Source organism: Pseudoalteromonas sp. KAN5, assembly GCF_022846535.1.
In the GTDB taxonomy this organism is placed as follows: domain Bacteria; phylum Pseudomonadota; class Gammaproteobacteria; order Enterobacterales; family Alteromonadaceae; genus Pseudoalteromonas; species Pseudoalteromonas haloplanktis.
The window spans coordinates 2447658-2471700 of sequence record NZ_AP025589.1 but is presented as its reverse complement, the minus strand read 5'-3'; the positions used below and the strand labels follow the sequence as shown (position 1 = coordinate 2471700).

At 41.1% G+C, this 24043-nt stretch carries 21 protein-coding genes, 1 tRNA gene and 1 pseudogene; 13 read left to right on the top strand and 10 right to left on the bottom strand.

Translation table 11 applies throughout. The features are described from left to right. The first annotated feature begins 84 nt into the window (after nucleotides 1-84). Entirely contained in the window at nucleotides 85-1302 is a 1218-nt protein-coding gene (locus KAN5_RS11045) for an HD-GYP domain-containing protein (RefSeq protein WP_016708169.1), read from the top strand. On the opposite strand, the gene KAN5_RS11040 is transcribed toward KAN5_RS11045, so the two are convergent. Further along, nucleotides 1262-1603 (bottom strand): hypothetical protein, encoded by a 342-nt coding sequence (locus tag KAN5_RS11040; protein WP_016708168.1) that lies wholly within the window; start codon nucleotides 1601-1603, stop codon nucleotides 1262-1264. The genes KAN5_RS11045 and KAN5_RS11040 overlap by 41 nt on opposite strands. A 290-nt stretch (nucleotides 1604-1893) precedes the next feature. Between KAN5_RS11040 and KAN5_RS11035 the strand changes: the two genes are divergently transcribed. Continuing rightward, nucleotides 1894-3162: an outer membrane protein transport protein gene (locus KAN5_RS11035; protein WP_016708167.1), complete on the top strand. Its 1269-nt coding sequence runs from the start codon at nucleotides 1894-1896 to the stop codon at nucleotides 3160-3162. Between the two features lie 120 nt (nucleotides 3163-3282). Here the strand turns inward: KAN5_RS11035 and KAN5_RS11030 are convergent, their stop codons facing one another. The 3 genes and pseudogenes from KAN5_RS11030 to pepA form a co-directional block, all read right to left on the bottom strand. Continuing rightward, the gene (locus tag KAN5_RS11030; RefSeq protein ID WP_016708166.1) at nucleotides 3283-6138 is read right to left on the bottom strand and encodes a valine--tRNA ligase; all 2856 of its coding nucleotides are present in this window, start codon (nucleotides 6136-6138) and stop codon (nucleotides 3283-3285) included. A 61-nt stretch (nucleotides 6139-6199) separates the two neighbouring features. Further along, nucleotides 6200-6644 (bottom strand): annotated as a pseudogene (locus KAN5_RS11025) (DNA polymerase III subunit chi). 159 nt (nucleotides 6645-6803) lie between these two features. Continuing rightward, on the bottom strand, nucleotides 6804-8315 hold the full coding sequence (gene pepA, locus KAN5_RS11020; RefSeq protein ID WP_016708164.1) for a leucyl aminopeptidase: 1512 nt from the start codon (nucleotides 8313-8315) through the stop codon (nucleotides 6804-6806). 264 nt (nucleotides 8316-8579) lie between these two features. On the opposite strand from pepA, the gene lptF reads away from it, so the two are divergent. Together lptF and lptG are read left to right on the top strand one after the other, a co-directional pair. After that, nucleotides 8580-9692 carry an LPS export ABC transporter permease LptF gene (gene lptF, locus KAN5_RS11015; protein WP_244389708.1) on the top strand — a complete coding sequence of 371 codons (1113 nt, stop codon included), beginning with the start codon at nucleotides 8580-8582 and terminating at the stop codon, nucleotides 9690-9692. Beyond that, nucleotides 9689-10756: an LPS export ABC transporter permease LptG gene (gene lptG / locus KAN5_RS11010; protein ID WP_016708162.1), complete on the top strand. Its 1068-nt coding sequence runs from the start codon at nucleotides 9689-9691 to the stop codon at nucleotides 10754-10756. The genes lptF and lptG overlap by 4 nt, the downstream gene beginning before the upstream one ends. A 40-nt stretch (nucleotides 10757-10796) precedes the next feature. On the opposite strand, the gene KAN5_RS11005 is transcribed toward lptG, so the two are convergent. Next, nucleotides 10797-11291, bottom strand: a complete 495-nt coding sequence (locus KAN5_RS11005; protein ID WP_029216101.1) for an RDD family protein — start codon at nucleotides 11289-11291, stop codon at nucleotides 10797-10799. A 261-nt stretch (nucleotides 11292-11552) separates the two neighbouring features. Here KAN5_RS11005 and KAN5_RS11000 point away from each other — a divergent pair. Continuing rightward, nucleotides 11553-11637, top strand: a tRNA-Leu gene (locus KAN5_RS11000). Between the two features lie 137 nt (nucleotides 11638-11774). On the opposite strand, the gene KAN5_RS10995 is transcribed toward KAN5_RS11000, so the two are convergent. After that, on the bottom strand, nucleotides 11775-13823 hold the full coding sequence (locus KAN5_RS10995; protein ID WP_244389707.1) for a bifunctional 2',3'-cyclic-nucleotide 2'-phosphodiesterase/3'-nucleotidase: 2049 nt from the start codon (nucleotides 13821-13823) through the stop codon (nucleotides 11775-11777). Nucleotides 13824-14205: 382 nt separating this feature from the next. After that, a complete protein-coding gene (locus KAN5_RS10990) occupies nucleotides 14206-14589 on the bottom strand; it encodes a DUF1842 domain-containing protein (protein WP_016708154.1) in 384 nt (127 codons plus the stop codon). 294 nt (nucleotides 14590-14883) lie between these two features. On the opposite strand from KAN5_RS10990, the gene KAN5_RS10985 reads away from it, so the two are divergent. From KAN5_RS10985 to KAN5_RS10960, 6 genes are all read left to right on the top strand, one after another. Then, complete coding sequence (locus KAN5_RS10985) at nucleotides 14884-15351, top strand: GNAT family N-acetyltransferase (RefSeq protein WP_244389706.1); 468 nt, start codon at nucleotides 14884-14886, stop codon at nucleotides 15349-15351. A gap of 1060 nt (nucleotides 15352-16411) precedes the next feature. Further along, nucleotides 16412-17407 (top strand): fatty acid desaturase, encoded by a 996-nt coding sequence (locus KAN5_RS10980; protein WP_244389705.1) that lies wholly within the window; start codon nucleotides 16412-16414, stop codon nucleotides 17405-17407. Nucleotides 17408-17490: 83 nt separating this feature from the next. Further along, the gene (locus KAN5_RS10975; RefSeq protein WP_016708149.1) at nucleotides 17491-17868 is read left to right on the top strand and encodes a VOC family protein; all 378 of its coding nucleotides are present in this window, start codon (nucleotides 17491-17493) and stop codon (nucleotides 17866-17868) included. A 50-nt stretch (nucleotides 17869-17918) separates the two neighbouring features. Further along, complete coding sequence (locus tag KAN5_RS10970) at nucleotides 17919-18167, top strand: TIGR03643 family protein (protein ID WP_244389704.1); 249 nt, start codon at nucleotides 17919-17921, stop codon at nucleotides 18165-18167. A gap of 105 nt (nucleotides 18168-18272) precedes the next feature. After that, nucleotides 18273-18689: a GFA family protein gene (locus KAN5_RS10965; RefSeq protein ID WP_016708147.1), complete on the top strand. Its 417-nt coding sequence runs from the start codon at nucleotides 18273-18275 to the stop codon at nucleotides 18687-18689. A gap of 72 nt (nucleotides 18690-18761) precedes the next feature. Next, nucleotides 18762-18989, top strand: a complete 228-nt coding sequence (locus KAN5_RS10960) for a hypothetical protein (protein ID WP_244389703.1) — start codon at nucleotides 18762-18764, stop codon at nucleotides 18987-18989. On the opposite strand, the gene KAN5_RS10955 is transcribed toward KAN5_RS10960, so the two are convergent. Next, entirely contained in the window at nucleotides 18967-20136 is a 1170-nt protein-coding gene (locus KAN5_RS10955; RefSeq protein ID WP_016708145.1) for an MFS transporter, read from the bottom strand. The two genes, KAN5_RS10960 and KAN5_RS10955, sit on opposite strands and share 23 nt — an antisense overlap. Before the next feature lie 404 nt (nucleotides 20137-20540). On the opposite strand from KAN5_RS10955, the gene KAN5_RS10950 reads away from it, so the two are divergent. Further along, nucleotides 20541-20699 (top strand): hypothetical protein, encoded by a 159-nt coding sequence (locus tag KAN5_RS10950; RefSeq protein WP_244389702.1) that lies wholly within the window; start codon nucleotides 20541-20543, stop codon nucleotides 20697-20699. Nucleotide 20700: 1 nt separating this feature from the next. Further along, a complete protein-coding gene (locus KAN5_RS10945) occupies nucleotides 20701-20970 on the top strand; it encodes a hypothetical protein (RefSeq protein ID WP_244389701.1) in 270 nt (89 codons plus the stop codon). Between the two features lie 90 nt (nucleotides 20971-21060). Here KAN5_RS10945 and KAN5_RS10940 read toward each other — a convergent pair whose 3' ends face one another. Together KAN5_RS10940 and rhlP are read right to left on the bottom strand one after the other, a co-directional pair. Further along, entirely contained in the window at nucleotides 21061-23115 is a 2055-nt protein-coding gene (locus KAN5_RS10940; protein ID WP_244389700.1) for a TonB-dependent receptor, read from the bottom strand. Nucleotides 23116-23191: 76 nt separating this feature from the next. Further along, nucleotides 23192-24028 carry a rhombotarget lipoprotein gene (gene rhlP, locus KAN5_RS10935; RefSeq protein ID WP_244389699.1) on the bottom strand — a complete coding sequence of 279 codons (837 nt, stop codon included), beginning with the start codon at nucleotides 24026-24028 and terminating at the stop codon, nucleotides 23192-23194. Nucleotides 24029-24043 lie beyond the last annotated feature (15 nt).

Genomic DNA, 24043 nt, shown 5'->3' with positions numbered 1-24043 from the left:
TTGTTCCTGCTTTTAGTTATAGACATTTATACTGGATAGTTGATAATAAAAAGCCATTATTGAAAAAGTAACTTATTGCTATTTATGCTCATTACCCTCCCTATTTCTGAACTCGTACCAGGTATGTTTGTTGACAGTGTCAGCAAGCAATTTGAGGGCGCTGATAGTATCAAGATTAAAACTCGAGGTTTAGTTCGTGATAAGTCAATTATAAAGCGACTAATATCTGAGGGGGTGCAAGAGTTATTAATCGACTTTACTCAAAGTGACGTAGGGATCCCCGCTAAGTACCAACAAAAAACTCAGACGACTAATGAGCCTGTAGCAAAAGCTAAAAAAGTAAAAGCCAAAAAGGTTATCTCTGTCGAACAAGAGTTTGCTAAAGCCAGTGTTAGTTATGAGCAACATAATCGTAATTTGCAAAGCTTATATGGCGATGTAACTTCAGGTTTAAAGATGAATATGACGTTGCTTGATGATATTGCCAAAGATATTGTGGCATCGGTATTTCGCAATCACAATGCAATGACCATTTTAACGCGTCTTAAAGATAAACATATGTACAATTGGCGACACATGACCAATTGCGCTATTTTTGTCACTGTATTTGCTAAGTACTTAGGTTACAAAGAAAGTATTGTTCATGAGCTTGCTATGGGGGCATTGTTGCATGACTTAGGGCAAGCTAAATTACCTCAAGGGATTTTCTCTAAGCCTGAAAAAGTGAACAAGTTAGAGATGCAAGCGATTAAAAAGCATGTTGCACAAAGTCTTGGCTTAGTAAAAGGAGAGAAAGGCATTACACCTTTGATGCTTGATATGATTGTTAATCATCATGAGCGTCTTGATGGGAGTGGTTACCCTCGAGGTTTGCAAGGTGATAAACTTAGTCGGCCAGCACGAATAATGGCGATTGTAGATGTGTACGATGCGATGACCGCAGATAGGCCGCATCAAATAGGCGATGAGCCAATTAACGCACTGCGTTATTTATTGGCAAATAAACAAATGTTTGATGGGGAGTTAGTACAACGGTTTATTAAGTGTTTAGGCGTGCATCCGGTAGGGACTATTGTTAAGTTAACTAATGAACGCTTGGCTTTAGTCACTGAAGGGAATCACCAGAATCCAATTCAGCCTAAAGTGAAAATTTTCTATAACGCTAAACACAGCCATCATATTACTGCAAAAGATGTTGATTTAACTTCACCTGAACATGATTTAAAAATCCTCGCGAGTATTAAGCCGTTAGACTACCAGCTTAATTTGGCTCGTTTGTTAAAAGAGCATCTGCTGGTTTAAGCGATTTTTTAATTTTTGATTGATCACAGCGCTTTTTAGCTGACTGCTTTGCTGATAAAAGAGCACCGCTGAAGCAACTGACCATTAATAATAGCCATAATAAAGTTCCCTTTTCAGTATGCAGGGCTCCACAGCAAAACAATAATGCTATCAAGGCGAAAATAATCGCGCCTAACCAATAATGATTAACAGGATTGTCGCATTGCCCAGCTCTTGTGCAGGCACAAAAGTTCGCTTTGCAAAAGCAATACACACTCGCCCCAGAAAAAGCTAATGCAGCAATAATTAATGCTATTTCCACAGCTTTACTCCTTTTACTGACTCTTGTTGAACAGTCTAATTAGCGATTAGAATCAAGTCAACCTAAATGATAATTAATAGCAATTGCAGTTAATGCTACATCTTGTCCGATGTGTTTTAAAAGGGTGTTATCCTGCTGTTAAAAACTTGTTTAAAAGGTGTTTTTTAACGAATTGTTACAGTTTTTTATTAAAAAATAAGGTAATGTGCTAAGGTTTTGAAGTAACTTACTCCTAATAATTAGATACATCACATGGGAACCCAAGCGCATAGTTTGGTTAAGGTAACATAATGAAATTTACAAAAACTTTAATCGCAGCATCTCTTGCTGTTATGTCTGCAGATACGTTTGCAGCAGCTTTTCAACTAGCTGAGCATAGTGCTTCAGGACTTGGCCGTGCTTATGCCGGTGAAGCTGCCGTAGCCGATGATGCTTCAGTCGTAGCTCGTAACCCAGCATTAATGTCTGTATTTAAAGAGCAGCAATTAAGCGTTGCAGGCGTTGCAGTTGTTCCTGATGTTAGCCTACGTGGTACTTCTGCGAGCAATGCATCAGTTAACCCAAATGAATTAAATGATAGTAGCATTGCACCGGCTGCGTTTGTTCCAGCCGGTTACTTTGTAATGCCTATTGATGATAAATTTGCCGTTGGTTTTGGTGCGTTTTCGAACTTTGGCTTAGCGACCGAGTTTGATGCCGATTACCCGGCAGGTCAACTTGCTGGTGAAACTGAGATCGTTACTGTAAATATGAATGTGAGTGGCTCATATAAAATTAACGAGCAATTTAGCGTAGGTCTTGGTTTAAACTATATTTACGCAGACGCGAAAATTGTACGTAACTTTGGTGCTAATCCATTTGGTGTGCCAGCACAAACTGAAGGCGCTCACTTAGAAGGTGATGATACTGGCTTTGGTTGGAATGTAGGTGCTACGTACCAACTAGATGAGAACAGCCGCTTCGGTTTTAATTATCGCAGTGAAACAGACATTACATTTGACGGTGAATATTCTAACCAATTACCAGCATCAGCACCTTTTAATGGTTTAGCGGGTGCAAGTGTACCGGGTAGCGTTGAAATTACTTTACCAGCAATTGCTGAGTTTTCTGGTTCACATCAGTTAGATGAGAAAACAGGTTTACACTACAGTGTAATGTGGACCGGTTGGGATAGCTTTGAAAGGCTGGAAGCTTACGTACCAGGCTTAGAAGAGCCGGTATTTGACAAAGAAGAGAACTTCTCTAACGCAATGCGTTATTCAATCGGTGGTGATTATCAGTATAACGATGCTGTGCTACTACGTGCAGGTCTTGCGTATGATGAATCACCAGCTGATAAAAACCATATGTCGATTTCTATTCCTGACACAGACCGTTTTTGGTACTCGTTTGGTGTTAATTACACGATGAGTGAGCAAGCAAACTTAGATATTGGTATGAGTATTTTACGTGGTAAAACACAAAAGTTTACTGAATCAGATAAATTAGGGCAGCAGTGGGGCTTTGAATCAAAAGGCCATGCGTACTTATTTGGTGCACAGTATAACTACACGTTTTAATGTGTAAGCGCGGGGTTATCCTGCGCAAATAAAAAGCCGCGTTACTGTATAGTAACGCGGCTTTTTTTTGTAGGTAGGCGCGATTTTACATCGCGCTGCTACTATATACGTTGATCGTAGTTACAGACTTTCGATTTTCGCTTTTTGCTCAAGTAGTTTTGCTTTAGCATCTGAAAACTCTGCAAGCTTCTCATTTTCTTTAGCAAGTACCGCTTCAGGTGCATTGTTTACAAACTTCTCGTTTGCTAGCTTGTTTTGCACTTGGGCTAGGCCTTTCTCAGCTTTTTCAAGTTGCTTAGCAATACGCGCAAGCTCTGCGTCTACATCTATTAGACCAGCCATTGGGATCATGATCTCAAGGTTACCCACATAAGATGTTGCGCATGCTGGCGCGTCATCTTTGTTATCAAGTAGGGTAAATTCTTCAATTTTAGCAAGAGAAGCTAAGAATGATTTATTTTCCTCAATACGACGTACATCATCACTCGATGCATTTGCTAGTAACACTGATAATGGCTTGCTTGGGCTGATATCCATTTCACCACGAATGTTACGAATAGCGAGAATGAATTGTTTCACCCACTCTAAATCGTCCATCGCTTTAGCATCAACGTTCGCTTCATTGTATAGCGGGAATGCCTGTACCATGATGCTAGTATTGGCTGTTTCAAGGCCTGCTAATGGCGCAACACGTTGCCAAATTGTTTCTGTGATGTATGGCATCATTGGGTGCATTAGGCGTAGCAAGCTCTCAAGTACAGTAATAAGCGTATGACGTGTACCACGTTGCTGTGCTTCATTACCTTTGAATAATACGGGCTTAGTCAGCTCTAAGTACCAATCACAGAATTGGTTCCAAGTGAACTCATAAAGCGTATTGGCTGCAAGGTCAAAACGGTAGTTATCTAAGTGCTCAGTGTAAGTTTTTACCGTCGCTTCAAATTGCCCTAAGATCCAACGATCAGCAAGTGAATATTCTTTTGCAGCATCGCTTGTAAAACCACAATCTTGCTCTTCGGTATTCATAAGTACGTAACGGCTAGCGTTCCATAACTTATTACAGAAGTTACGATAACCTTCAAGGCGGTTCATATCCCAATTGATATCACGACCGGTTGACGCCATTGCTGCAAGAGTAAAGCGCAGTGCATCAGTACCATGGGCTTCAATGCCATTTTCAAACGTTTTACGGGTGTTCTTTTCAATCTTTTTCGCAAGCTGCGGCTGCATCATATTGCCAGTACGCTTGGTCACTAAACTCTCAAGGTCGATACCGTCAATCATATCAATTGGATCAAGTACGTTACCTTTTGATTTTGACATTTTATCGCCATTTTCATCGCGAATTAGACCCGTTACATATACCGTTTTGAATGGCACTTGTGGCTTGCCGTTGTCATCTTTGATGAAGTGCATGGTCATCATGATCATACGCGCCACCCAGAAGAAAATGATATCAAAACCGGTTACCAACACGTCAGACGGGTGAAAGGTTTTTAAGTCATCGGTATTTTCAGGCCAACCTTGCGTTGAGAAAGTCCACAGTGCAGACGAGAACCAAGTGTCTAGCACATCTTCGTCTTGGCTCAGAGCTACATCATCAGCAATATTGTTTTCGCGACGCACTTCAGCTTCATCACGACCGACAAATACATTACCTTCGCTGTCGTACCAAGCAGGGATGCGGTGACCCCACCAAAGTTGGCGTGAAATACACCAATCTTGTACGTCGTTCATCCATGAGAAGTACATGTTCTCGTATTGCTGCGGTACAAATTTAATGTCGCCATTTTTAACGGCATCTTTTGCAGGTTCAGCCAGTGGTGCAACGCGTACATACCATTGGTCGGTAAGGAGTGGTTCAATTACTACACCAGAGCGGTCGCCGTAAGGTACGGTTAGCGCGTGATCTTCGATTTTTTCAAGTAAACCAAGCTGTTCAAATTCAGCAACAATCGCTTTACGTGCATCAAAACGGTCAAGGCCATGTAAGCGTTCAGGAATTGGCGCGTCAAATTCAAGCTCTTTGCCGTCAAAGGTGTAGGTTTCACCTTGGCTTAAAATAGCCGCATCTTTATCGAAGATGTTGATCATCGGCAGTTGATGACGTTTACCTACTTCGTTGTCGTTAAAGTCATGAGCTGGAGTGATTTTTACACAGCCTGTGCCTTTATCTTTATCGGCATGTTCGTCAGCAACAATCTTAATACGACGATTAACAATCGGCAGTAAAATATCTTTGCCGATCAAATCTTGATAGCGCTCGTCATCTGGGTTTACTGCAACACCTGAGTCGCCTAACATGGTCTCTGGGCGGGTGGTTGCAACCACAATGTAATCTTTACCATCTTGCGTTTTAACGCCATCAGCTAATGGGTAACGTAAGTTCCACATAAAGCCTTTTTTGTCTTTGTTTTCAACTTCAAGGTCTGAAATTGCTGTGTGCAGTTTTGGATCCCAGTTTACTAGGCGTTTACCACGGTAGATTAAGTCTTCTTTGTGCAGGCGAACAAACACTTCTTTAACCGCTTCTGATAAGCCGTCATCCATAGTGAAACGTTCACGATCCCAATCAACCGATGCACCAAGGCGGCGAAGTTGTTTGGTGATTGTGCCGCCAGATTGGTTTTTCCATTCCCAGATTTTATCAATGAAGGCTTCACGGCCTAAGTCGTGGCGTGTTTTGCCTTCTTCGGCAGCAAGTTTACGCTCAACTAACATTTGTGTTGCAATACCTGCGTGGTCAGTACCTACTTGCCATAAAGTGTTGTTACCTTGCATACGCTTAAAGCGCGTTAAGGTATCCATAATGGTGTCTTGAAAGGCGTGGCCCATGTGTAAGCTACCTGTGACATTTGGCGGTGGGATCATAATTGAATATGCGTCGCCTTTGCCTGATGGTTTAAAGTAGCCTTTTTCTTCCCAGTCTTGGTATAGCGACTGTTCAATATCTTGCGGATTGTAGGTTTTATCCATTACACAGAACCTTAAATAAGTACTTAAATGAGTTAGTTAGCTATTTATACAATAGGGTATGTTAGCTATTAATATCTTGCGTGGTGATATTAGCACCGAGTTGGCGTAGCTTTTTAAAACGCTCACGGGCGGCTTGTTTTGCTATGGCTTCTACGGGTACAAAATCAAAAACTTGGTTAAACCGGCGAATAAAGTCCGGTAATTGTGCTGCCAAGTTAATTAAAACTTTACGATTACCGACGGGGGGTGGTGCCTATTTCAACGGGCGCACCGCCTTTTGGGCCTTCACCTTGCAGGTTATGTGGCACAAAACTGTCGGGGTCAAATGACCAAATAGTTTCATCAATGGCATGGGCGACTTCAAGATCATCGACGTAAATAAATATACGATGACCAAGACGATACTGTTCAGCCGCAATATCAGCCGCTAAGCGAAAGTGATCGTCAGCCTTGGCTAATGACTCATCTTGTTGCTTTATAACGAAAAACTGGGCGTTGATGCTCATTGTATCGGGGCTTCCCACAGTATTGAAAATAATACTTAAATCAAAGCAGAGATTTTGCCATATAACGTGTTTTGCTTCAATTAATACACTCATTAAGTGGAGAATAAATAAGGCGCTGAAAAGCGCCTTATTTTAATTTAAATGCATTGTATGCGAAGGTTAATCTTGAGTGGTTTCGCTTACACCCGCACGGTTTAGTAAGTATTGTGTCAACATCGGCACTGGGCGACCTGTTGCCCCTTTATTTTTACCGCTACGCCACGCGGTACCAGCAATATCTAAATGCGCCCAATTATATTTCTTAGTGAACTTAGATAAGAAACACGCGGCGGTAATAGTGCCTGCTGCACGACCACCTAAGTTGGTGAAATCAGCAAATGGGCTTTCAAGTTGATCTTGGTAATCATCCCACAGTGGTAATTGCCATGCACGGTCGCCACTTTGTTCAGAGGCTTTTAATAAGTCATGTGCCAGTGGATTGTGGTTTGATAACAACCCTGTGGCATGAGCACCAAGGGCAACAATACAGGCACCGGTTAAAGTGGCTACATCAATTACAGTTTCAGGCTCAAAGCGCTCAACATAGGTGAGTGCATCACATAGCACTAAACGTCCTTCTGCGTCAGTATTGAGTACTTCAACCGTTTGCCCTGACATAGTGGTTAGAATATCACCAGGTCGATAGGCATTTGAGCTTGGCATATTTTCACAACCGGCTAAAACACCAATTACATTAATTGGTAATTGCATTTGTGCTAAAGCACGCATGGCACCAATTACCCCGGCAGCACCACCCATATCGTATTTCATTTCGTCCATGGCTTCGCCAGGTTTTAGTGAAATACCGCCTGAGTCAAAGGTTAAGCCCTTACCAACTAATACGATAGGGGCTTGATCTTTCGCGCCACCTTGGTAGTTAATGACCGACATCACCGATTCGTTATCGCTACCACGGCCAACAGCCAAGTATGAATTCATCCCCAGCTCTGCCATTTTTTCTTCACCGATAATATCCACTGTGATGTTATCGAAATTAGTGGCAAGTTCTTGCGCTTGTTCACCTAAATACGCTGGGTTACAGATATTTGGTGGCATGTTTGCTACGTCTTTACATAACTTGCTACCAGCAGCAATCGCTAAGCCGTGCTCAATAGCGCTTTCACCAATAGTTAACTCACGACGAGTAGGTACATTAAATACAATTTTACGCAGTGGACGACGTGGGTCGCTTTTTTTGCTTTTTAATTGATTAAATGTGTACAAGCAATCTTGAGTTGTTTCGACCGCTTGGCGGACTTTCCAATACGTATCGCGACTTTTTACATGTTGCTCGGTTAAAAAGCACACCGCTTCCATCGACCCAGTTTCGTTAAGGGTATTAATGGTTTTTGAAATAATTTGTTTGTATTGTTTGTCATCCAGTTCGCGCTCTTTACCACAGCCAACAAGTAGAATGCGTTCACTTAATACGTTTGGTACATGATGCAATAACAGTACTTGCCCAGGCTTGCCTTCGAGATCACCACGGCGTAATAAATTAGAGATATAACCATCGCTGATTTTATCGAGTTGTTCTCCAATGGGGGATAAACGACGTGGCTCATAAACGCCAACTACTATACATGCGCTACGTTGCTTTTCAGGACTACCACTTTTTACGCTAAATTCCATTGTCACTCCTAATTTTGAGTCATTTAACCCTTAGATAAGGGCAATTAAATAAAAATCCAGACATTAGATTAATACTAGCTTATAAACGCTGACTCATTATGTGTATTTGAACTTTATATGTTTAGTACTATCAATACCACTAAAGCGACAATATATCGAGTTGCTAGGTATGATATTTAATGTTGATGACATATAATAAAATCTTAAGTTTACTAAAATTTTCTTACTCTTAAAGTGAAACACGACGTTTAACAGGGGCGATCATTGCTAATTTTCCGTTATTTGACCACTGAAGTATTAAAGTCTCAGGTCGCCGTATTTTTAACTTTGATGACAATTTTTTTGTCGCAAAAGTTTGTTGTTATTTTAAGTGATGCCTCTGAAGGTGGCATTCCTGCTAAGTTAGTGTTGTCGATGATTGCACTAAAACTACCACAATTAGCTTCATTAATTTTACCACTTAGTATCTTTTTAGGAATTATTCTCGCCTATAGCCGAATTTATGCCGATAGTGAAATGACGGTGCTAAAAGCGTGCGGGGTCAGTGAATGGTATGTGGTACGAGTGACCTTGATTTCTAGTGTGCTGCTTGCGCTTTTAGCGGGTGTATTAACTTTGTATGTTGCGCCATGGGCTAGCGAGCAAGAATATCAACTAAAAGAGCAAGCCAAAGCAGATGCCGGATTGTCGGCGCTGCGAGCTGGACGTTTTCAACAAACAGGTAACGAAAAAGCCGTGGTATTTATTCATAATATTGAAAATGGCGGTAAAGAATTACATAAAGTTTTTGTTGCTCAACTACCAGACAACGAAAAAGATAACCTAGCTCGGTTAGTGTATGCGGAGCGTGGTGTGGTGATTGAGCAAGAAAGTGGCGAGCAACAATTAATCCTCAGCGACGGTAAGCGATACGAAACAGACGGTAAGACACCTGCACTAAATTTAACCGAATTTGATGGTTACAGTGTACAAATACGTGAACAAGAAATTGAACACCAACGCCGCAAGCTTGAAGCCGTACCAACTATGGATCTATTGACTATGCAAGGTCCTGAAGCGGTTGCACAGTGGCAATGGCGTTTAGCTATACCGCTGTCGATACCGTTACTTACTTTACTGGCAGTTCCGCTGAGCGTGGTAAACCCGCGACAAGGTAAGTTTGCTAAATTAGTGCCAGCTATTAGTTTATATTTAGGCTATTTCATTTTACTCAATGCCGCCAAGTTTGCTGTTGAGGATGGCAAGATCCCACCTTCAATTGGTTTATGGTGGATCCACTTTACGGCGCTATTTATTGGTGGGTTTTTAATAATCAAAGGGCGTCCATTAGGGGCTTGGCTCAAAGCAATCGTCACTAAGCGGGAGTTAAGCGCATGATGAAAATGCTTGATTGGTATTTAGGCCGCAGCATCTTACAGACCACGGGTTTTGCTTTAATGGTGTTGGTGGGTATCAGTACCCTTATTAAATTTATCGAGCAATTAAAATCAGTTGGTCGCGGTAGTTATGATATCGCCACTGCGCTGTTATATACCTTGTATAGCATGCCAGGTGATCTTGTGGTGTTTTTCCCTATGGCTGCACTTATTGGCGGTTTAACTGGGTTAGGAGCACTTGCCTCAAATAGTGAGCTAGTTGTAATGCAAGCGGCTGGTATGTCACGCTTGCAAATCATAATTTCAGTAATGAAAACCGCAATATTTATGGCTATCTGTATGATGGCGCTTGGCGAGTGGGGAGCACCAGAAGCGCAGCTTAAAGCTAAAGAGTTACGTAACCATGCAATTCATGGCGGTGATGTATTCAACGCGCAAAAAGGTGTGTGGGCAAAAGATGGTAATAACTTTATTAATATTGAAGATGTAGATCAAAATGGTGTGTTGCACGGTGTAAATATGTACCATTTTGATAAATCGCTGCAACTTACGCAAATTACCAAAGCCCGTGAAGCCGTTAGCCGAAAAGATGGTTGGTTATTGCGTGATGTAAATAAAGTGCAGCTGACTGAAGAACAAATTAATACTCAGCAACAAGATGAAGAGTTTTATGACTCACAACTAACCGCAGAAAAATTAGGCGTGGTATCGGTTAAGCCTGAGTCACTGTCATTTACTGGGTTGTGGTCATACTTAGGTTATTTAAAGCAAAATGAGCAAGATACCAGTACTTATGAGTTGGCGCTATGGCGTAAGATAATGCAACCTGTGTCAATTGCGGTGATGTTGTTAGTAGCCCTGTCGTTTATATTTGGCCCGCTGCGTACTGTAACCATGGGGGCACGTATTGTAATGGGGGTGGTGACAGGTATTGTGTTCCATTTAACCAATGAGATATTTGGCCCCGTGGTTATGGTTTATCAAATTCCTGCAATTATTGGCGCCACTTTACCGAGTATACTTTTTATTGGTTTTGCCACTTATTTACTGAATAAGCGTAACTAGTTGCTTGTTATTCTAGGAGCCTAGGCTCCTAGAAAGTCTGCTAATCTAACGAACGGTAAATACGTTTGTTTTCTTCTTTAGTTAGCGTAACAACCTCGGTTTTAGATAGGTAATCTTGTAAAGCGCGTTTATTTTTAAAATCAACTAACACCACTAAATTACCTAACCCGAGTAATGCCGTTATGCTGCGAATAACCGCTTGTGGCCAACTGATGAGTTCGTTATTAAGGGTTTGTACTTTTAAACGCCATGCCCGCATACCAATAGTTTGCCCGCTTTTAGTCCAAAAATAAGCAAAAAACGCAATGTTAACGCCTATAAATAGTGCGCTACGAATACCATAAAGCAGTGGTGAATCTTGTATTAGCGCGGCAGGATCTTCTGTTTGTGGAATAAACCCGAGTGCAACTAAGCTCTGAATCGCAGCAAAATACAAAATAGCAGTCAACATAGATAATGAAATAACGACTAAAGAATCGTAAATCAATGAAGCAAAGCGACGCCAGAAGCCCGCACGTGGAAACTCACCAGACATAAACACACTCATAAAGTTAATATGCGCGCTAGTTTAGCAAATAGCGAGACAAATACTAGCCACTGCGTAATTGGTTTAAATAGGGGAATGTTAATGGTTGCTTAATTGTTAAGCGGTTGATCGGGGTTTTGTAAAAAACGCTTGCTGCGTCTGTGATTGTTTGTATAATGCTTGCCATAGAGACGAAGATAGCTTGATAAGTCTTAGCTCTAAAGTGGTTTTTCTTTATCTTCTCATGTTAGAAGGTTAAAGAAAAATGATGCCAGCGTGATGAAATTGGTATACATGGGGGATTCAAAATCCCCTGCCGCAAGGCGTGCCGGTTCAAGTCCGGCCGCTGGTACCACTTTTGATAACCCTGACCAAATTGGTCGGGGTTTTTTTATGCCTGTAGCAAAGTGAACTCGGGCGGAAGCTATACAAATTTAAGAACAAAAAAGTCAGTTGTTAAACCAACAACTGACTTAGTATTTTAGCTAGATTTTATTGCTTTAAGTCAATGCTATAAAGAGCAAAGCCGTTTTCATCTAACTCGATAGGTGATGTAGGGCTTACAGCTGGTAGCGTTTGCGCAATACTTGCTACTGCATCCAGTGGGGATGTTCTAAAGACCACATTTAAATCAGTGTCAGTGACCACTGTCGCAAAGCGCCAGTTGTTATCAGCTGAAGGATCTATGCTGCCTTCTGCACTTTTAGCTGCTTCACTAATAATATAGTTTCTGAGTACACCACGGTTTTCATCCGGGCCTTCAAACGTTTCACGGCTGGTGCCATCTATTGCTGGGAAGTTACCACCACCAGATGCTCGATAGTTGTTAGTTACCACTAAAAACTCAGCGGTTAAATCAATCGCTTCACCTTGGTATTGCAAGTTGGTAATGCGCGAGCTTTCGGCGTTAACTAAATTACCATCGTTGTTGTATCGTTTAGCCTGAGTTACATCTATCTCGAACGTTACGCCATCAATTATATCAAAATTAAATGACGGGAAAGTGGTATCGAGTAGGTTTTGTTGCGCGCTACTGTTTACATCTATTTGATTAAATTGACCTGCTGAGCGCTCAAGCCATTCTTTAACATCTTTTCCTGTTACGCGTACCATGCGAATAGTGTTCGGGTAAACGTATAAGCTTACAGTGTCTAATAAGGCGATATCGCCAGCCTTAACGTTAGTGTAATCTTCAATACCATTACGGCCTGCTCTAAATGGCGCAGCAGCAGATAGAACGGGGAGGCCATCAAGCTCAGTACCCTGAATAAATGCTTCCCCCCAGGCAATTTGTGCGTCTGAAACAATTTGAATTGATGGATCATCTTGAACAAGTGCAAAAAAGCTATAAATAGGCGCAGAGATTTTTGCAAATGGTTCGCTAACCCATTCAATCGTTGCTTTATGCTCAAGTTCAATTGCGGCTGCAACATCAGTATCAGCTACGGCTAAGTCAACAAAATCACCATTTTCATCAGTGCCACTAATTGCACGATTTTCAACACGAGAGCTAACGACTTGCCAGCCGCCATCTTTAGTTGGGTCGATCACTAAATCAATAACACCTAAATGATTACCAAAAAAACCAGGCATAACCGCAGGCACACCATTGAGCTTACCATTTACGTTGTCGATACCAGCAAATTCAAACCCGTCGTAAGCAGCATCACCAGGGAATATGCGGTGGTTATGACCAAATAGAATTGCATCAATACCTGGCACTAGTGATAAATAAAGCGCTGTGTTTTCTGCTAAGTCTTCTTTTGCGCTGGCTGTTAACCCTGAATGTGGAATAGCGATGATGATATCAGCGCCTTCAGCTTTCATTTGTGGAATGAATTTTTCAGCTGTTTTAATAATGTCTTTAGCTATTACTTTACCCTGTAAATGTGCATTATCCCATTGCATAATTTGTGGTGGCGTTAACCCCAAATAACCGATTTTGATTGTTTGTTCGTTATTGTTTTCATCGAAAACGATTTTTTCTTGGATGTAATAAGGGGTGTAACGATTTTTGTCATTTTCGTCACTGTTATCGCCATCATCTATATAGACGTTAGCGTTTATATATGGGAAGTCTGCGCCTTGCAAAGTTGCATCTAAAAACTCTAAACCAAAGTTAAATTCGTGGTTACCTAGATTTGCGACGTCGTAATCAAGCAAGTTCATTGCTTTATAAACTACATGGGTAGCGCCATTTAAGATGTCATCTTTACGAATGATTGCTTCATAGTCGCCTAGTGGGCTATTTTGAATAAGATCACCATTATCAACCAGTACGCTATTTTGTACTTCATTGCGTGCTTCTTTTATTAACGTTGCTGTATTAACAAAGCCAAGCGTTTCTGATGGCGCTTGCGCAAAATAATCATAATTAGATAGGTACATGTGAATGTCGGTAGTTTCCATTACACGCAAGTTTACCGTTGTTGGCGATGGCTCATCATCATTTTTATCACTGATACATCCTGTCAATGAAAGTGCTACGCTTAATGCAAGCGTTGTTTTAAAAAAAGTGCTTGTTAGATCCATGGTTTTCATGATTGTTCCGTGTGTTATAAAGTAGCCGCCACATTAGACCTTAATTATTAAAGCTTAATGACGTTAATTGAATAAAAATATTAATAAATCAAAGAGGTTAGGACGTAAAAGGGATGGGGGTAATCGTATTCGGCAGGGCTAATTTTAATTTATGTGATGCTTTTGATAATTACAGCCATATCCTCAGAGTGTGAAAGATGGCAAGATATTGAAATCTCTGGCGATGGAAACTCTCATGGATCAGACAATACAGAGCTTTCAAGTATGGCTCCGTCGCCGGCTACGATACTCGTATACTGCGCAGTGTTGTTGCTTGGTAACCATTAAATGGCATTCAGGGGGGATTGAACGCCATTTAATATAAAAACTAACTTCAGTCAGTTTAGTCAATTAAGCTCACTTTACATTGGTAGGTGTTGTCACCTACTGAAAAGCTACCTTTGCCATTCCACTGGTTATCTACAGCAAAGCTTGCTGTAAATGGTGACAGATAGCTACCAATCGCAGGAGGCGGAAAAGACACCACGGCTTGACCTGTTAGCGCGCCAACTTTAGTTATATCATTATAGCCAGTTGCATGCATATGCCCTGAAGCGCTAGATGTAAACTGTGGTGAATGTTGTGTGCCTTCTTGAATATGACCATTAGCGCGACCATTTAGTGCATCTGTTTTTGGATCAACAGCAAACTGAATCTCCATTGAGCCACCACCAACAACACCAGATTGAAACTGTAATTTTACGAGATATAAGCTTTCACCAGACATTTTATTCTTCCTTTTATTAAGTGCTGCACACAATTGTGCGGGCATTCATTAATCGATGGAAAGTGTAGGGTGATTGCCAAGAAATACATATTACAGGGTATTACAGCTAGGTAATGTATATCAGCTTTCGACGCAGTTACTTTATCATTGCGGTGCAAATGTCTGCAGTTAATGTATTGAGTTAGTCGTTTTTTCGATAGATTAAAAGCACTTATAATGTTATTGGAAGAGCAAACAAACTTAATCTATTGGCACTTGGTACAAACATAATGCTTATAACAGGGAGTGAAGTTAATGATCACAAAATTAGACAATGCAAATGATTTTGTCGCAAAGCAAATTTACATCACTTTACAGCGTTCCTATAAAATAGAAGCTGAGTTAATAGGTGCACTTAATTTTCCGCCTTTATCGCGCACTGTTACTGACATCCAAAATTCGCCAACGCTTTTTTATGGATTTTATGACGATACGCAGCTCGCGGGGGTTATTGAGCTGGCAATCGGTAATGAGGGATTAGAAATTAATAGCTTAGTGGTTTACCCTGATCATTTTAGAAAAGGCATTGTCGATAAGTTAATTCGCTATGCGCTAAGTGAATGCGTTATTTGCGCAGCTATAACAACTGCGATCGTCGAGACCGCCGTGGTAAACGAACCCGCTATTAAGCTATATAAAAAACATGGTTTTGTTGAGTTCAAAAGATGGACGCCAGAACACGGTATTGAAAAGCTGGCAATGGTTAAAAGTTGTGATGTTTAACATGAGGGTATTGTAGTCGACTTGTTTTTTGCTCATACAATCAAGAAATGAGCGACGCGTGTATATTGTTCCATTTAGCTTTGCTTGAAAATAGTAGAAAACTTAATAATAGCAATGCCATAGATAATTTGTTGAAACTGTTTAAAGTATAAATGTGAGTGTGGTCGGAACAGAAATATTCGCCCTTAGCGCACTATAAAATTATAAGCCCAAGGAGCTACGTTGATCTCTGAACCAGTAAGCAGCATTGTAGTAATTTTTATTTGCATAGTCGGTGCGTTGCACTTTGGCGGTGTACTTGTTACTTCTAAAAAATCACCGGCTCTAACGTGGATGAAGACAAAACATCCGTATTTTCCAAATGTAATTGTTGTATTGTTGGTATTTGTAGCACTATTCAAAATAGTTGGGTTATTTTAGTGCATTATTTAAACATCGAGCATTTGGCTTATAACACATATAAGCCTTAACTCTGTCAATAGGTGTTAGTATGCTTTTTGACCGCCTTTAAAGATTGACGGTCAATTATAATTTAATAAGTAAATATATTCCTCTAAAGCGCAGCGTCTACCAACCTATTTGTGAATAATTCAATTAAAGATCTTTTTCCCAAAGAAACGGGAATGACAAGCCACTGGATTCGAGCAACGAGTTGCGGGTATACACCTAGCAATGTAGATACGTCATTTATGGCGAGAACCAATTAACTATTGGAATTGACGCGCTAAAGCACGACCTACGCCAACCTCAGCCTTTAGACCCTTACTCTTAAGCGCAGCGTCTATCAACCTCTTTGTGAATAATTCAATTAAAGATCTTTTGCACAAAGAGAAGGGAATGAGAAGTAAATGAGGACGAACTTGAAGGCTAATATCCATAAGGAACACCTTGACTTAAACTAACCACACTTTTATTTTTTCGTTGCCCGTTGCCCGTTGCCCGTTGCCCGTTGCCCGTTGCCCGTTGCCCGTTGCCCGTTGCCCGTTGCCCGTTGCCCGCTATGGCAGCTTTTTATTTATTCGGGTATCATCTGCGCAACTTTGATTATCAGTTGCTATTTATGAACACGTTAAGTGCTAAAGAAAATATTCAAGCTATTGTTAAGGCGATTAAAGCTGAAGAAGCCAAGCTTCGTCAAAAGCATCCGTTATTAGCCCATCAGAATACTATCGGGATGGCTATTTTATTATTATCACTCGGTGCCTTAATTGGGGTTGGTGCGCTTTATTATTTTGCTATTATTCCAGCTTGGTTATGTATTGTATTAGCGGCCATTGCGACTTCAATTTCACACGAACTCGAACACGATCTGATCCATAAACAGTATTTTAGTAACCAACCTTTTTTACATAACTTTATGATGCTAACCGTTTGGCTAATGCGACCAAACACCATTAGCCCATGGTATCGCCGCAAAATGCATTTACATCATCATAAAACTTCGGGCACTGATCAAGATCTTGAAGAGCGCTTAGTTGGTAACGGCATTAAAAACCCATTTTTACGCGCATTAGTGATTGTTGACGGCTTGCTTGGTTTACTAATTAACACTAAACGCTTTAGTAAAGAAATTAAAGGCTTTAGCTTTTTGAAAGTGTTTAATGCCGGTTTTCCGGTAACTACCGCGTATTTTGCAATTTTATATAGCGTGATTGTATTTCATTCGGTGAACTTATTTATGCCACTTGAAACTAATTCACCGGTTTTACTGTTAGATGTGATGGCGGTGTTTGAGTTCTTAATGGTGGTACTGATCGTGCCTAATATTGTACGTTCAAGCTCACTTAATTTTGTAACATCTTCAATGCATTACTATGGCGGTGTAAACAATATGCTGGAGCAAACTCATGTATTAACGAGTCGTTTGTTTGCACCATTTCATTTGTTTTGTTTTAACTTTGGCCATACCCATACAATTCATCACTTTGTGCCGAATCAGCCGTTTTATTTGCGTCAGATGATCAGCAAGAAAGTGTTAGCGGTAATGAAAAAACACGGTGTTCGCTTTAACGACTTTGCTAGTATCAAACAAGCAAATCGCTACCAAGCTTCTTAATATCAAGATACAAATTATTCATTGACCTCAAGTTAAGTTAAGGTTTTAAAGTCGTTATCTAACTCAATATTTAGATAGCGACCATGAACCTTAATCAAATCACTTTACCTGTCTGTGACATCGAAAAAGCAAACCAGTTTTATTTGGCTATGGGTTTTACACAAATTGTGAAAACGCCTCATTACTCACGTTTTGAGTGCCCTAATAAAGCCACATTTTCTTTGTTATTAACCGATGATACGTTTACTAATGGTGCGGTTATCTACTTTGAAAGCGAAGAACTTGAAGAGTGGGTCGCCTCCTTAAAAGATAAAGGCTTTGAGTTTGAATCCACGATCACCGAGCAGCGTTATTTATGGCAAGAAGCGGTGTTAAAAGATCCATCAGGCAATAAAATTAAGCTTTATTGGGCGGGGTCTAATCGCTTGAATCCACCTTGGCGAGTTGAAATTATAGCTTGATCGAATTTTTGCTAGGTTGGGTATAAAGGTACTTTGCAAAAGAGTCTGTTATGTTTGATTGTAGTCAAGTGTCTAGAATTATCGAGATGGCGTGGGAAGATCGCACACCATTTGAAGCCATTGAAAATCTTTATGGGTTAAATTACTCTCAGTTAGTTAATTTTATGCGTGCTAATATATCGGCTGGCTCATTTAAAGCTTGGCGAAAACGCCATGCAGGGCGAGTAACAAAGCATCTTAAATTACGTGATCCCGCAGTTGAGCGGAGTCACTGTAAGACGCAATATAAAAATCGTTGATCCGGTCTAATTTATTTGTTGCAAAAGCTCAGTATTACTGTGTTTTTGGCAATTTTTAACGTAGAGTTTTAGACATTAATTAAATAAATTATTTTAAGGATTATTATGCAGATCACTGGGCGTTGTCATTGCGGGGAAGTAACTTACACGGCAGAGGTAGACGAAAACAAGGTAATTAACTGTCACTGTACTGATTGCCAAATCATCGCAAGTGCGCCATTTCGCACTGTAGTAATATCGCATCCTAACGCGGTTACCTTCACTGCTGCTGCACCAAAAGAATATATAAAGATTGCCGAAAGTGGTAATAAGCGTGCACAAGGTTTTTGTGGTAATTGCGGTACTTCTTTGTATGCCACTTCAGTTGGCGAGGGCGATAAAGTTTATGGCCTACGTTTAGGTGCGGTTGAGCAGCGTGAACAACTTATTCCTAAAGCACAAATTTGGTGTCGTTCGAGCCCATCTTGGTTAAAAGAAATTAATAACATAAAGGGTTTTGAGACCGTTCCACCAAGTAGTTAATTTATAGGTGTGAAATAGAAACAGACATTATGCTGTCTACTTAAATGAGATGATTGTTTAGGAGACGGCAAAATGTGTAGCTCAGTAAAGTCAAACCGGACTGTTAAGGAGTCACAATTTACATTCGATAATGAGTTAAGTGCAGAGCAACGCCAACAGTTTGCTGCCCGTGCTAATTTAGCGCAAGCGCGACGTGAAGAGCGTGAGGCACTTAACAAAAAATGGGTTGCTAAGCACCGCTCTCAACAACCTCAAAAGCAGACTTTACTAAGTTGGCTTATAGATCTTTTTTCAAAGTGATATTGCGCCCGCCAAGGTAGCCAAATACGGCGCAGCCAAAACTGGCGATAGCACATAACCATAATGTCGGTGCCCAGCTATTAAAGTGGTCATGTAAAGCACCCGCCAGCATTGGACCTGTTGCCGCTATTAGGTAACCAATACATTGTGCCATGGCAGATAATGACGCGGCTTGGCGGCTATTATGTGTTCGCAAACTGACAAATGACAAACCTAATATAAAGCATGCCCCAGAGCAAAACCCCAACGTTATTGACCAAAATAGTGCTAACTCAGGCATAAACAATAAGCCAAAAGAGCAAAGTGCGCCAAGCAGTGCTAACGTACTGGTTAAAATACGTTGATCTTTGAGCCTCGCTAATAAAGGAATTAAAATAATCCCAGGCACTGCCGATGCTGCTTGAAATGCACCTTGCATGGCACCGGCTTGTAGTGGTGATATACCGTTTTCAATTAAAATACTTGGTAACCAAGCGACCATAATGTAAGTAAAAAATGAGTTAAGCCCAAGTAAAAGCGTGATTTGCCATGCTAGTGATTGTCGCCAAACATTACTGTTCGCCTGCGTATTAACCAGTTCCTTTACAGGCTTTGTGTGGTATTTAAGCTGCGGGAACCAAAGAATAATACCCAGTAAAGTCAGCAAGCCATAACTTGCCAGTGCAAGTTGCCAGCCGATATCCTGATACTGACTCAGCGGGAATACAATCGCCGCATAGCTACCGCCAAAAATGGCCATTGCGAGTACATAAGCCGAGGTCATTACCGCGACTTTATGTGGGAAATCGCGTTTAATTAAGCTTGGCAATAGGACGTTACCAATCGCAATACCCACTCCGATAATAGCTGTGCCTAGATACAACAAAGGTAGGTTTGTTATTAAGCGTGACGCTAAACCTGCACCAATTAGCAGCAAAGCTATAAATAATGAGATTTCTAGCCCGAGTTTTTTAGCAAGCCAATTAGCCAGTGGTGACGCTAATGCAAAGGCCAGAAGCGGTAGTGTTGTTAACATACCCGCTTGTGATGGTGAAAGGCTAAAAGACGCAATTATATCCTCAAGTACAGGCGCAATGCCTGTTACTGGAGCACGTAAGTTTGTGGCAATAAAGAAAATACCAAGAATTAAAATAGCAGAAGAAAACACAGTCCGCTTAGTAGGCGCTGAATACAAAACTAAAGTCACCAAGTCGATGGCAGGTGGCGTAATTATACCCGAAGGGGAATGGCGTTGGTATTAAATTGACTACTCCTTAGTCTTTATTTTTGAATAACTTATTCTTAACAATTGGTGGTATCTATAGCTCATTAAAAAATAATTAACCCCACTTTTTAAAGTCATCCGTTTATAGCTGTAGTAATCCAAATTTGACTTTAAAAGGTGACTTATGAATAACGTTTTACACGATTATGGCAATAACAAAAGAGTCTTACGGTGTTAAGTATTGCCGTTTTAGTGGTTTAACTGGCTGCAAACAAGCATCACAAAGCTCAGTAAAAGAGTAAGCAGATGAAGTTGAAATAGCGCAAAGTAAAGCCCGCAGTGAACAGATGTTAGTTGCACAAGAGCAGGTGCAAGAAACACAGCGGCTACATGCTGTAAGTTACGAAGCAATGCCACAGGGAATGATGCACGCAAACGCCAGCATTAGCTTAATGCCGCCAATGCCTCGCCCAATTGCAGATGATGCAAAGCGAAGCGCAAGCTAAAATGATGCAATTAAAACAAAGCCAACAGCGCCAACGCAGTGAAGAAATGGCTGGAAGGCAATTTGCAGTACCAAGCATGGCAGCGAAAAGTACGTTGTTACTAGAGCTTGAAATCGTCACCGCAGAGGTAGCAAATAAATTTAAGCGCATAGATACACTCATTGCAGAGGGAAATACAGTAGCCGCTAAAACACAGTTGGTTGAATTGTTAGCAGCGCACCCCGAACTTAAGGTGCACTTAACTGAGCAATATAAACAGCTATTTCAGTAAAATGTAATCGACTTATGTTCGCTATATGGCTATCTTTTTGGTTTTGTACAATTATGTTCGCTATTTGGCGAACCTACTTAAGCGTGGTTGCTACCAAGCGTAACTCGCTGAGAACATTATATTACGTGGTCGCCCTGGAAAATAACGGTCGCCGGTAAAGCTAGTGTAGTCGGCGCGCTCGGCATAAGCGGCATCGGTTAGGTTGTTAATTCGCGCGGTTAGCTTTAGCTGCTCAGTTAGCTGCCAAGCCCCACGTAAATTAATTAGATCATGACCGTTGTAGCTGTGCAGGTTTTCAGGGTCGGTAAAATAATCACTGACATGATGCCACTCAATGGCAATTAAGGTGTTATTAGTAACTTGCCAGTTAGCTTGGAAGTTGGCGATATTACGCGGTGCAGTGTCTATATCGTTGCCGTTAATGTTTATACCAGATAAAACTTGGTCATAGTCGTAGGTGTGCTCGGCATGGCTTGCAGCAAAAGCGAGCTGGAGTGATTCAGTAAGCTGATAATCCAGCTCCAGTTCAATACCGCGGTGCTGAGTTTGCCCGTCATTAATGGTAAAAAAGTCACTGTCACGAAAAATGACATTCTCTTTATTCATTGCGTACGCTGAGAAAACATAATGTAATTGTTGGTATTGCCCTTTAAAACCGAACTCTAGATTGTCTGCGGTTTCAGATTCAAGGTCAGCAACTTGTTGTGCGCGCTCTAATTGATAAAGCTCAGCGGCTTGTGGGGCACGGTAACCACGCGATAAGTTTGCGTATAGATAATGATCTGCACTTAATTGGTAACTAAGGCCTAATTTAGGGGATGTATTAGTAAAGGTGTTCTCGCTACTTGGCGGGCGCGAGTAACGGCAACCACCAAAACCGCATTCGTTACCATTTTCGTCTGTACGCCCTGCGAGCATATTATTAGTGTAGTCGTAATTAAGTTGCTCAAAGCGTGCACCTAAGCTGATAGCAAGTTGTTGCCATTGCCAATCAAGGCTGATAAAAGGCGCCAGTAGCGTGCTAGTTACATCGTAATCGTAATGCTTACCTTGTGGCACTGTAGCGACTAAAAATGCTGAACCTTGAGTTGGCTGATCTTGATATTGCAAAAATTCTGCACGGGTGTATTCGCTATCAAGCCCTAGGTTAATAGTGAGTGTATTTGTATAAGCATGCTGCCAAAGTGATTGTACACCAACGCCATTTTGGCTGTTTTCTTCAAGGGGAGTGCCTGGTAAAAAGTGTTTAAAAAAAGTCATACTCTGGCTGCGTAGATACGGTGTGATGGTGAACGTATCTTTTGCGGTTTGCCACTGCACTTTTGACCAAAGCCGAAAAGAACGGGCTTTTCTAAATGCATCAGGATCAAAATTCTGCTGGGCTATTTCATCATCTTTATAGCTTTCAAAGCCTTCGATAAATCCTGCTGTTTGCTGATCTAAATGGGTGTAAGTTAGCCCTGTAGTAATAGCGAGATCAGCATGTGTATAGCGATGGCGTAAATTGAGTTTTTCTTGGTCAACGCTTTCATCATCACGGTAGCCAGTATCGCGAGTAACACTGGCGTTAATACCAATCCCTTGATTGCCCAAGTCTTTACCACTGCGTAATTTAAATCGGCTGTAACCGTATGAGCCTAAATCAACACCAAGCAAACTTTCATCATAAGTGGTATCAGGGGTGATCACATTAATAACCCCGTGCACGGCATTGGAGCCGTATAGGGCAGAGCCTGGGCCTTTTAACACCTCAACACGCTGGGCCATTTCTGTATGCGCTTCAAATAACTCATTGATATTACAAAAACCAGCCGCACGCAGCGGAATACCGTCTTCTGCTGTTAAAATACCACCGCAAGCCCCAGCGCCTGAAAGCACCGGCGATCGCAGTGCCGGTAAATATTCTTGGCCATTGCCGTGTTGGATGTTTGCACCGGCAACTTGTTTTAAGACTTGTTCAATATGGGTTGGGGCAATTAGCTCCAATTGTGCATTAGTGATACTGCTAATTACCAATGGTAGAGGGTCAGCGTTTACTTCTGAACGAGATGCAGTAGTCGTAATACGTTCTATATCGTTTTGCGCGGCGAAAGCGTTAAATGCAGTAGGTGTGAGCAGCGCCAGGCATAATATTCGTGAAAGCATGAAAGCCCTTTATCTAAGCTATTTCAAAAGGGCAGGATATAACCTTTTTTAGGAATTCTAAAGCGTTAGCTTAAAATTAAGCAGAGCGTAGTTTCGCTTTTTTCTGGTTTTGTTTTAAGATTAACACGACCGCTAAAAGCATCAGCAAGCCAAATAAGCCACCACCACTGCTACCGTCTTTATGATTTACATTGGCTATTTTGTCTTCTTTAACCCGGGTTTTAAATGAGCCAAGCTCTGCATCTAAGTTTGTGATCATGTCATCAACAGCTAAGCTAAAGCTGTTTTGTGACTTTTCGTTTAAGGTGTCGTCAATACCGATGGCTGTACTACGTTGCTCTACTTTGTTAATTCCTGGCGCTCGAAACAGCATTTTTTTACTTCGCACATCAAAAACAGCAGTATCAACAAAAGTCTGTACGGTATTTTCGTTGCCAGGAATAACGTATAAACCAACTATTGTTAAGTATAAGAATGCGGCATTATTTTCGAGTGTTTGTGCAACTTGGTCATAAGATACCAGTGCCATAATATCAACATCATACAATCTAGATACTTGCTCAAGGGTAGTAAATCCTTGGCCTCCTTTTAAATAACTGCTTGGGATAACCTCGATACGGTCAATATAGTCGTATTGCATAAACTGTTTTTTTACTTTCTCAAGCAAGGCTATTTCGTCGTTACTGCGAATGCCTGAGTCATATTGATTCGGAATAAATGCAATACCGACAGTGGCTGGTAAATTGAGCGTAGGTACGCTTGGTTGATGGGCTTGACGGCTTTGCTCATCTGGGTATAAAAAATCCACAAGACTACTTGAGCGCGTTTTTTGATTGGCATTTTGGCTGAGCATAGTGCTACAGCCAGCTAATGCAGTAATTATTATCACCAAAACTAATTGCAGAGTTTTCATATTATTCCTTTTTAT

What these genes read in the sequence shown, in the direction of transcription:
- KAN5_RS10980 (WP_244389705.1), top strand. Translation starts at nt 16,412, where the DNA reads ATGAACACGTTAAGTGCTAAAGAAAATATTCAAGCTATTGTTAAGGCG.
- lptG (WP_016708162.1), top strand. Translation starts at nt 9,689, where the DNA reads ATGATGAAAATGCTTGATTGGTATTTAGGCCGCAGCATCTTACAGACC.
- KAN5_RS10975 (WP_016708149.1), top strand. Translation starts at nt 17,491, where the DNA reads ATGAACCTTAATCAAATCACTTTACCTGTCTGTGACATCGAAAAAGCA.
- KAN5_RS10990 (WP_016708154.1), bottom strand. Translation starts at nt 14,589, where the DNA reads ATGTCTGGTGAAAGCTTATATCTCGTAAAATTACAGTTTCAATCTGGT.
- rhlP (WP_244389699.1), bottom strand. Translation starts at nt 24,028, where the DNA reads ATGAAAACTCTGCAATTAGTTTTGGTGATAATAATTACTGCATTAGCT.
- KAN5_RS10940 (WP_244389700.1), bottom strand. Translation starts at nt 23,115, where the DNA reads ATGCTTTCACGAATATTATGCCTGGCGCTGCTCACACCTACTGCATTT.
- pepA (WP_016708164.1), bottom strand. Translation starts at nt 8,315, where the DNA reads ATGGAATTTAGCGTAAAAAGTGGTAGTCCTGAAAAGCAACGTAGCGCA.
- KAN5_RS10960 (WP_244389703.1), top strand. Translation starts at nt 18,762, where the DNA reads ATGTGTAGCTCAGTAAAGTCAAACCGGACTGTTAAGGAGTCACAATTT.
- KAN5_RS10995 (WP_244389707.1), bottom strand. Translation starts at nt 13,823, where the DNA reads ATGAAAACCATGGATCTAACAAGCACTTTTTTTAAAACAACGCTTGCA.
- KAN5_RS10945 (WP_244389701.1), top strand. Translation starts at nt 20,701, where the DNA reads ATGATGCAATTAAAACAAAGCCAACAGCGCCAACGCAGTGAAGAAATG.
- KAN5_RS10965 (WP_016708147.1), top strand. Translation starts at nt 18,273, where the DNA reads ATGCAGATCACTGGGCGTTGTCATTGCGGGGAAGTAACTTACACGGCA.
- KAN5_RS11030 (WP_016708166.1), bottom strand. Translation starts at nt 6,138, where the DNA reads ATGGATAAAACCTACAATCCGCAAGATATTGAACAGTCGCTATACCAA.
- KAN5_RS11045 (WP_016708169.1), top strand. Translation starts at nt 85, where the DNA reads ATGCTCATTACCCTCCCTATTTCTGAACTCGTACCAGGTATGTTTGTT.
- KAN5_RS10950 (WP_244389702.1), top strand. Translation starts at nt 20,541, where the DNA reads ATGTTAGTTGCACAAGAGCAGGTGCAAGAAACACAGCGGCTACATGCT.
- KAN5_RS11035 (WP_016708167.1), top strand. Translation starts at nt 1,894, where the DNA reads ATGAAATTTACAAAAACTTTAATCGCAGCATCTCTTGCTGTTATGTCT.
- KAN5_RS10985 (WP_244389706.1), top strand. Translation starts at nt 14,884, where the DNA reads ATGATCACAAAATTAGACAATGCAAATGATTTTGTCGCAAAGCAAATT.
- KAN5_RS10970 (WP_244389704.1), top strand. Translation starts at nt 17,919, where the DNA reads ATGTTTGATTGTAGTCAAGTGTCTAGAATTATCGAGATGGCGTGGGAA.
- KAN5_RS11005 (WP_029216101.1), bottom strand. Translation starts at nt 11,291, where the DNA reads ATGTCTGGTGAGTTTCCACGTGCGGGCTTCTGGCGTCGCTTTGCTTCA.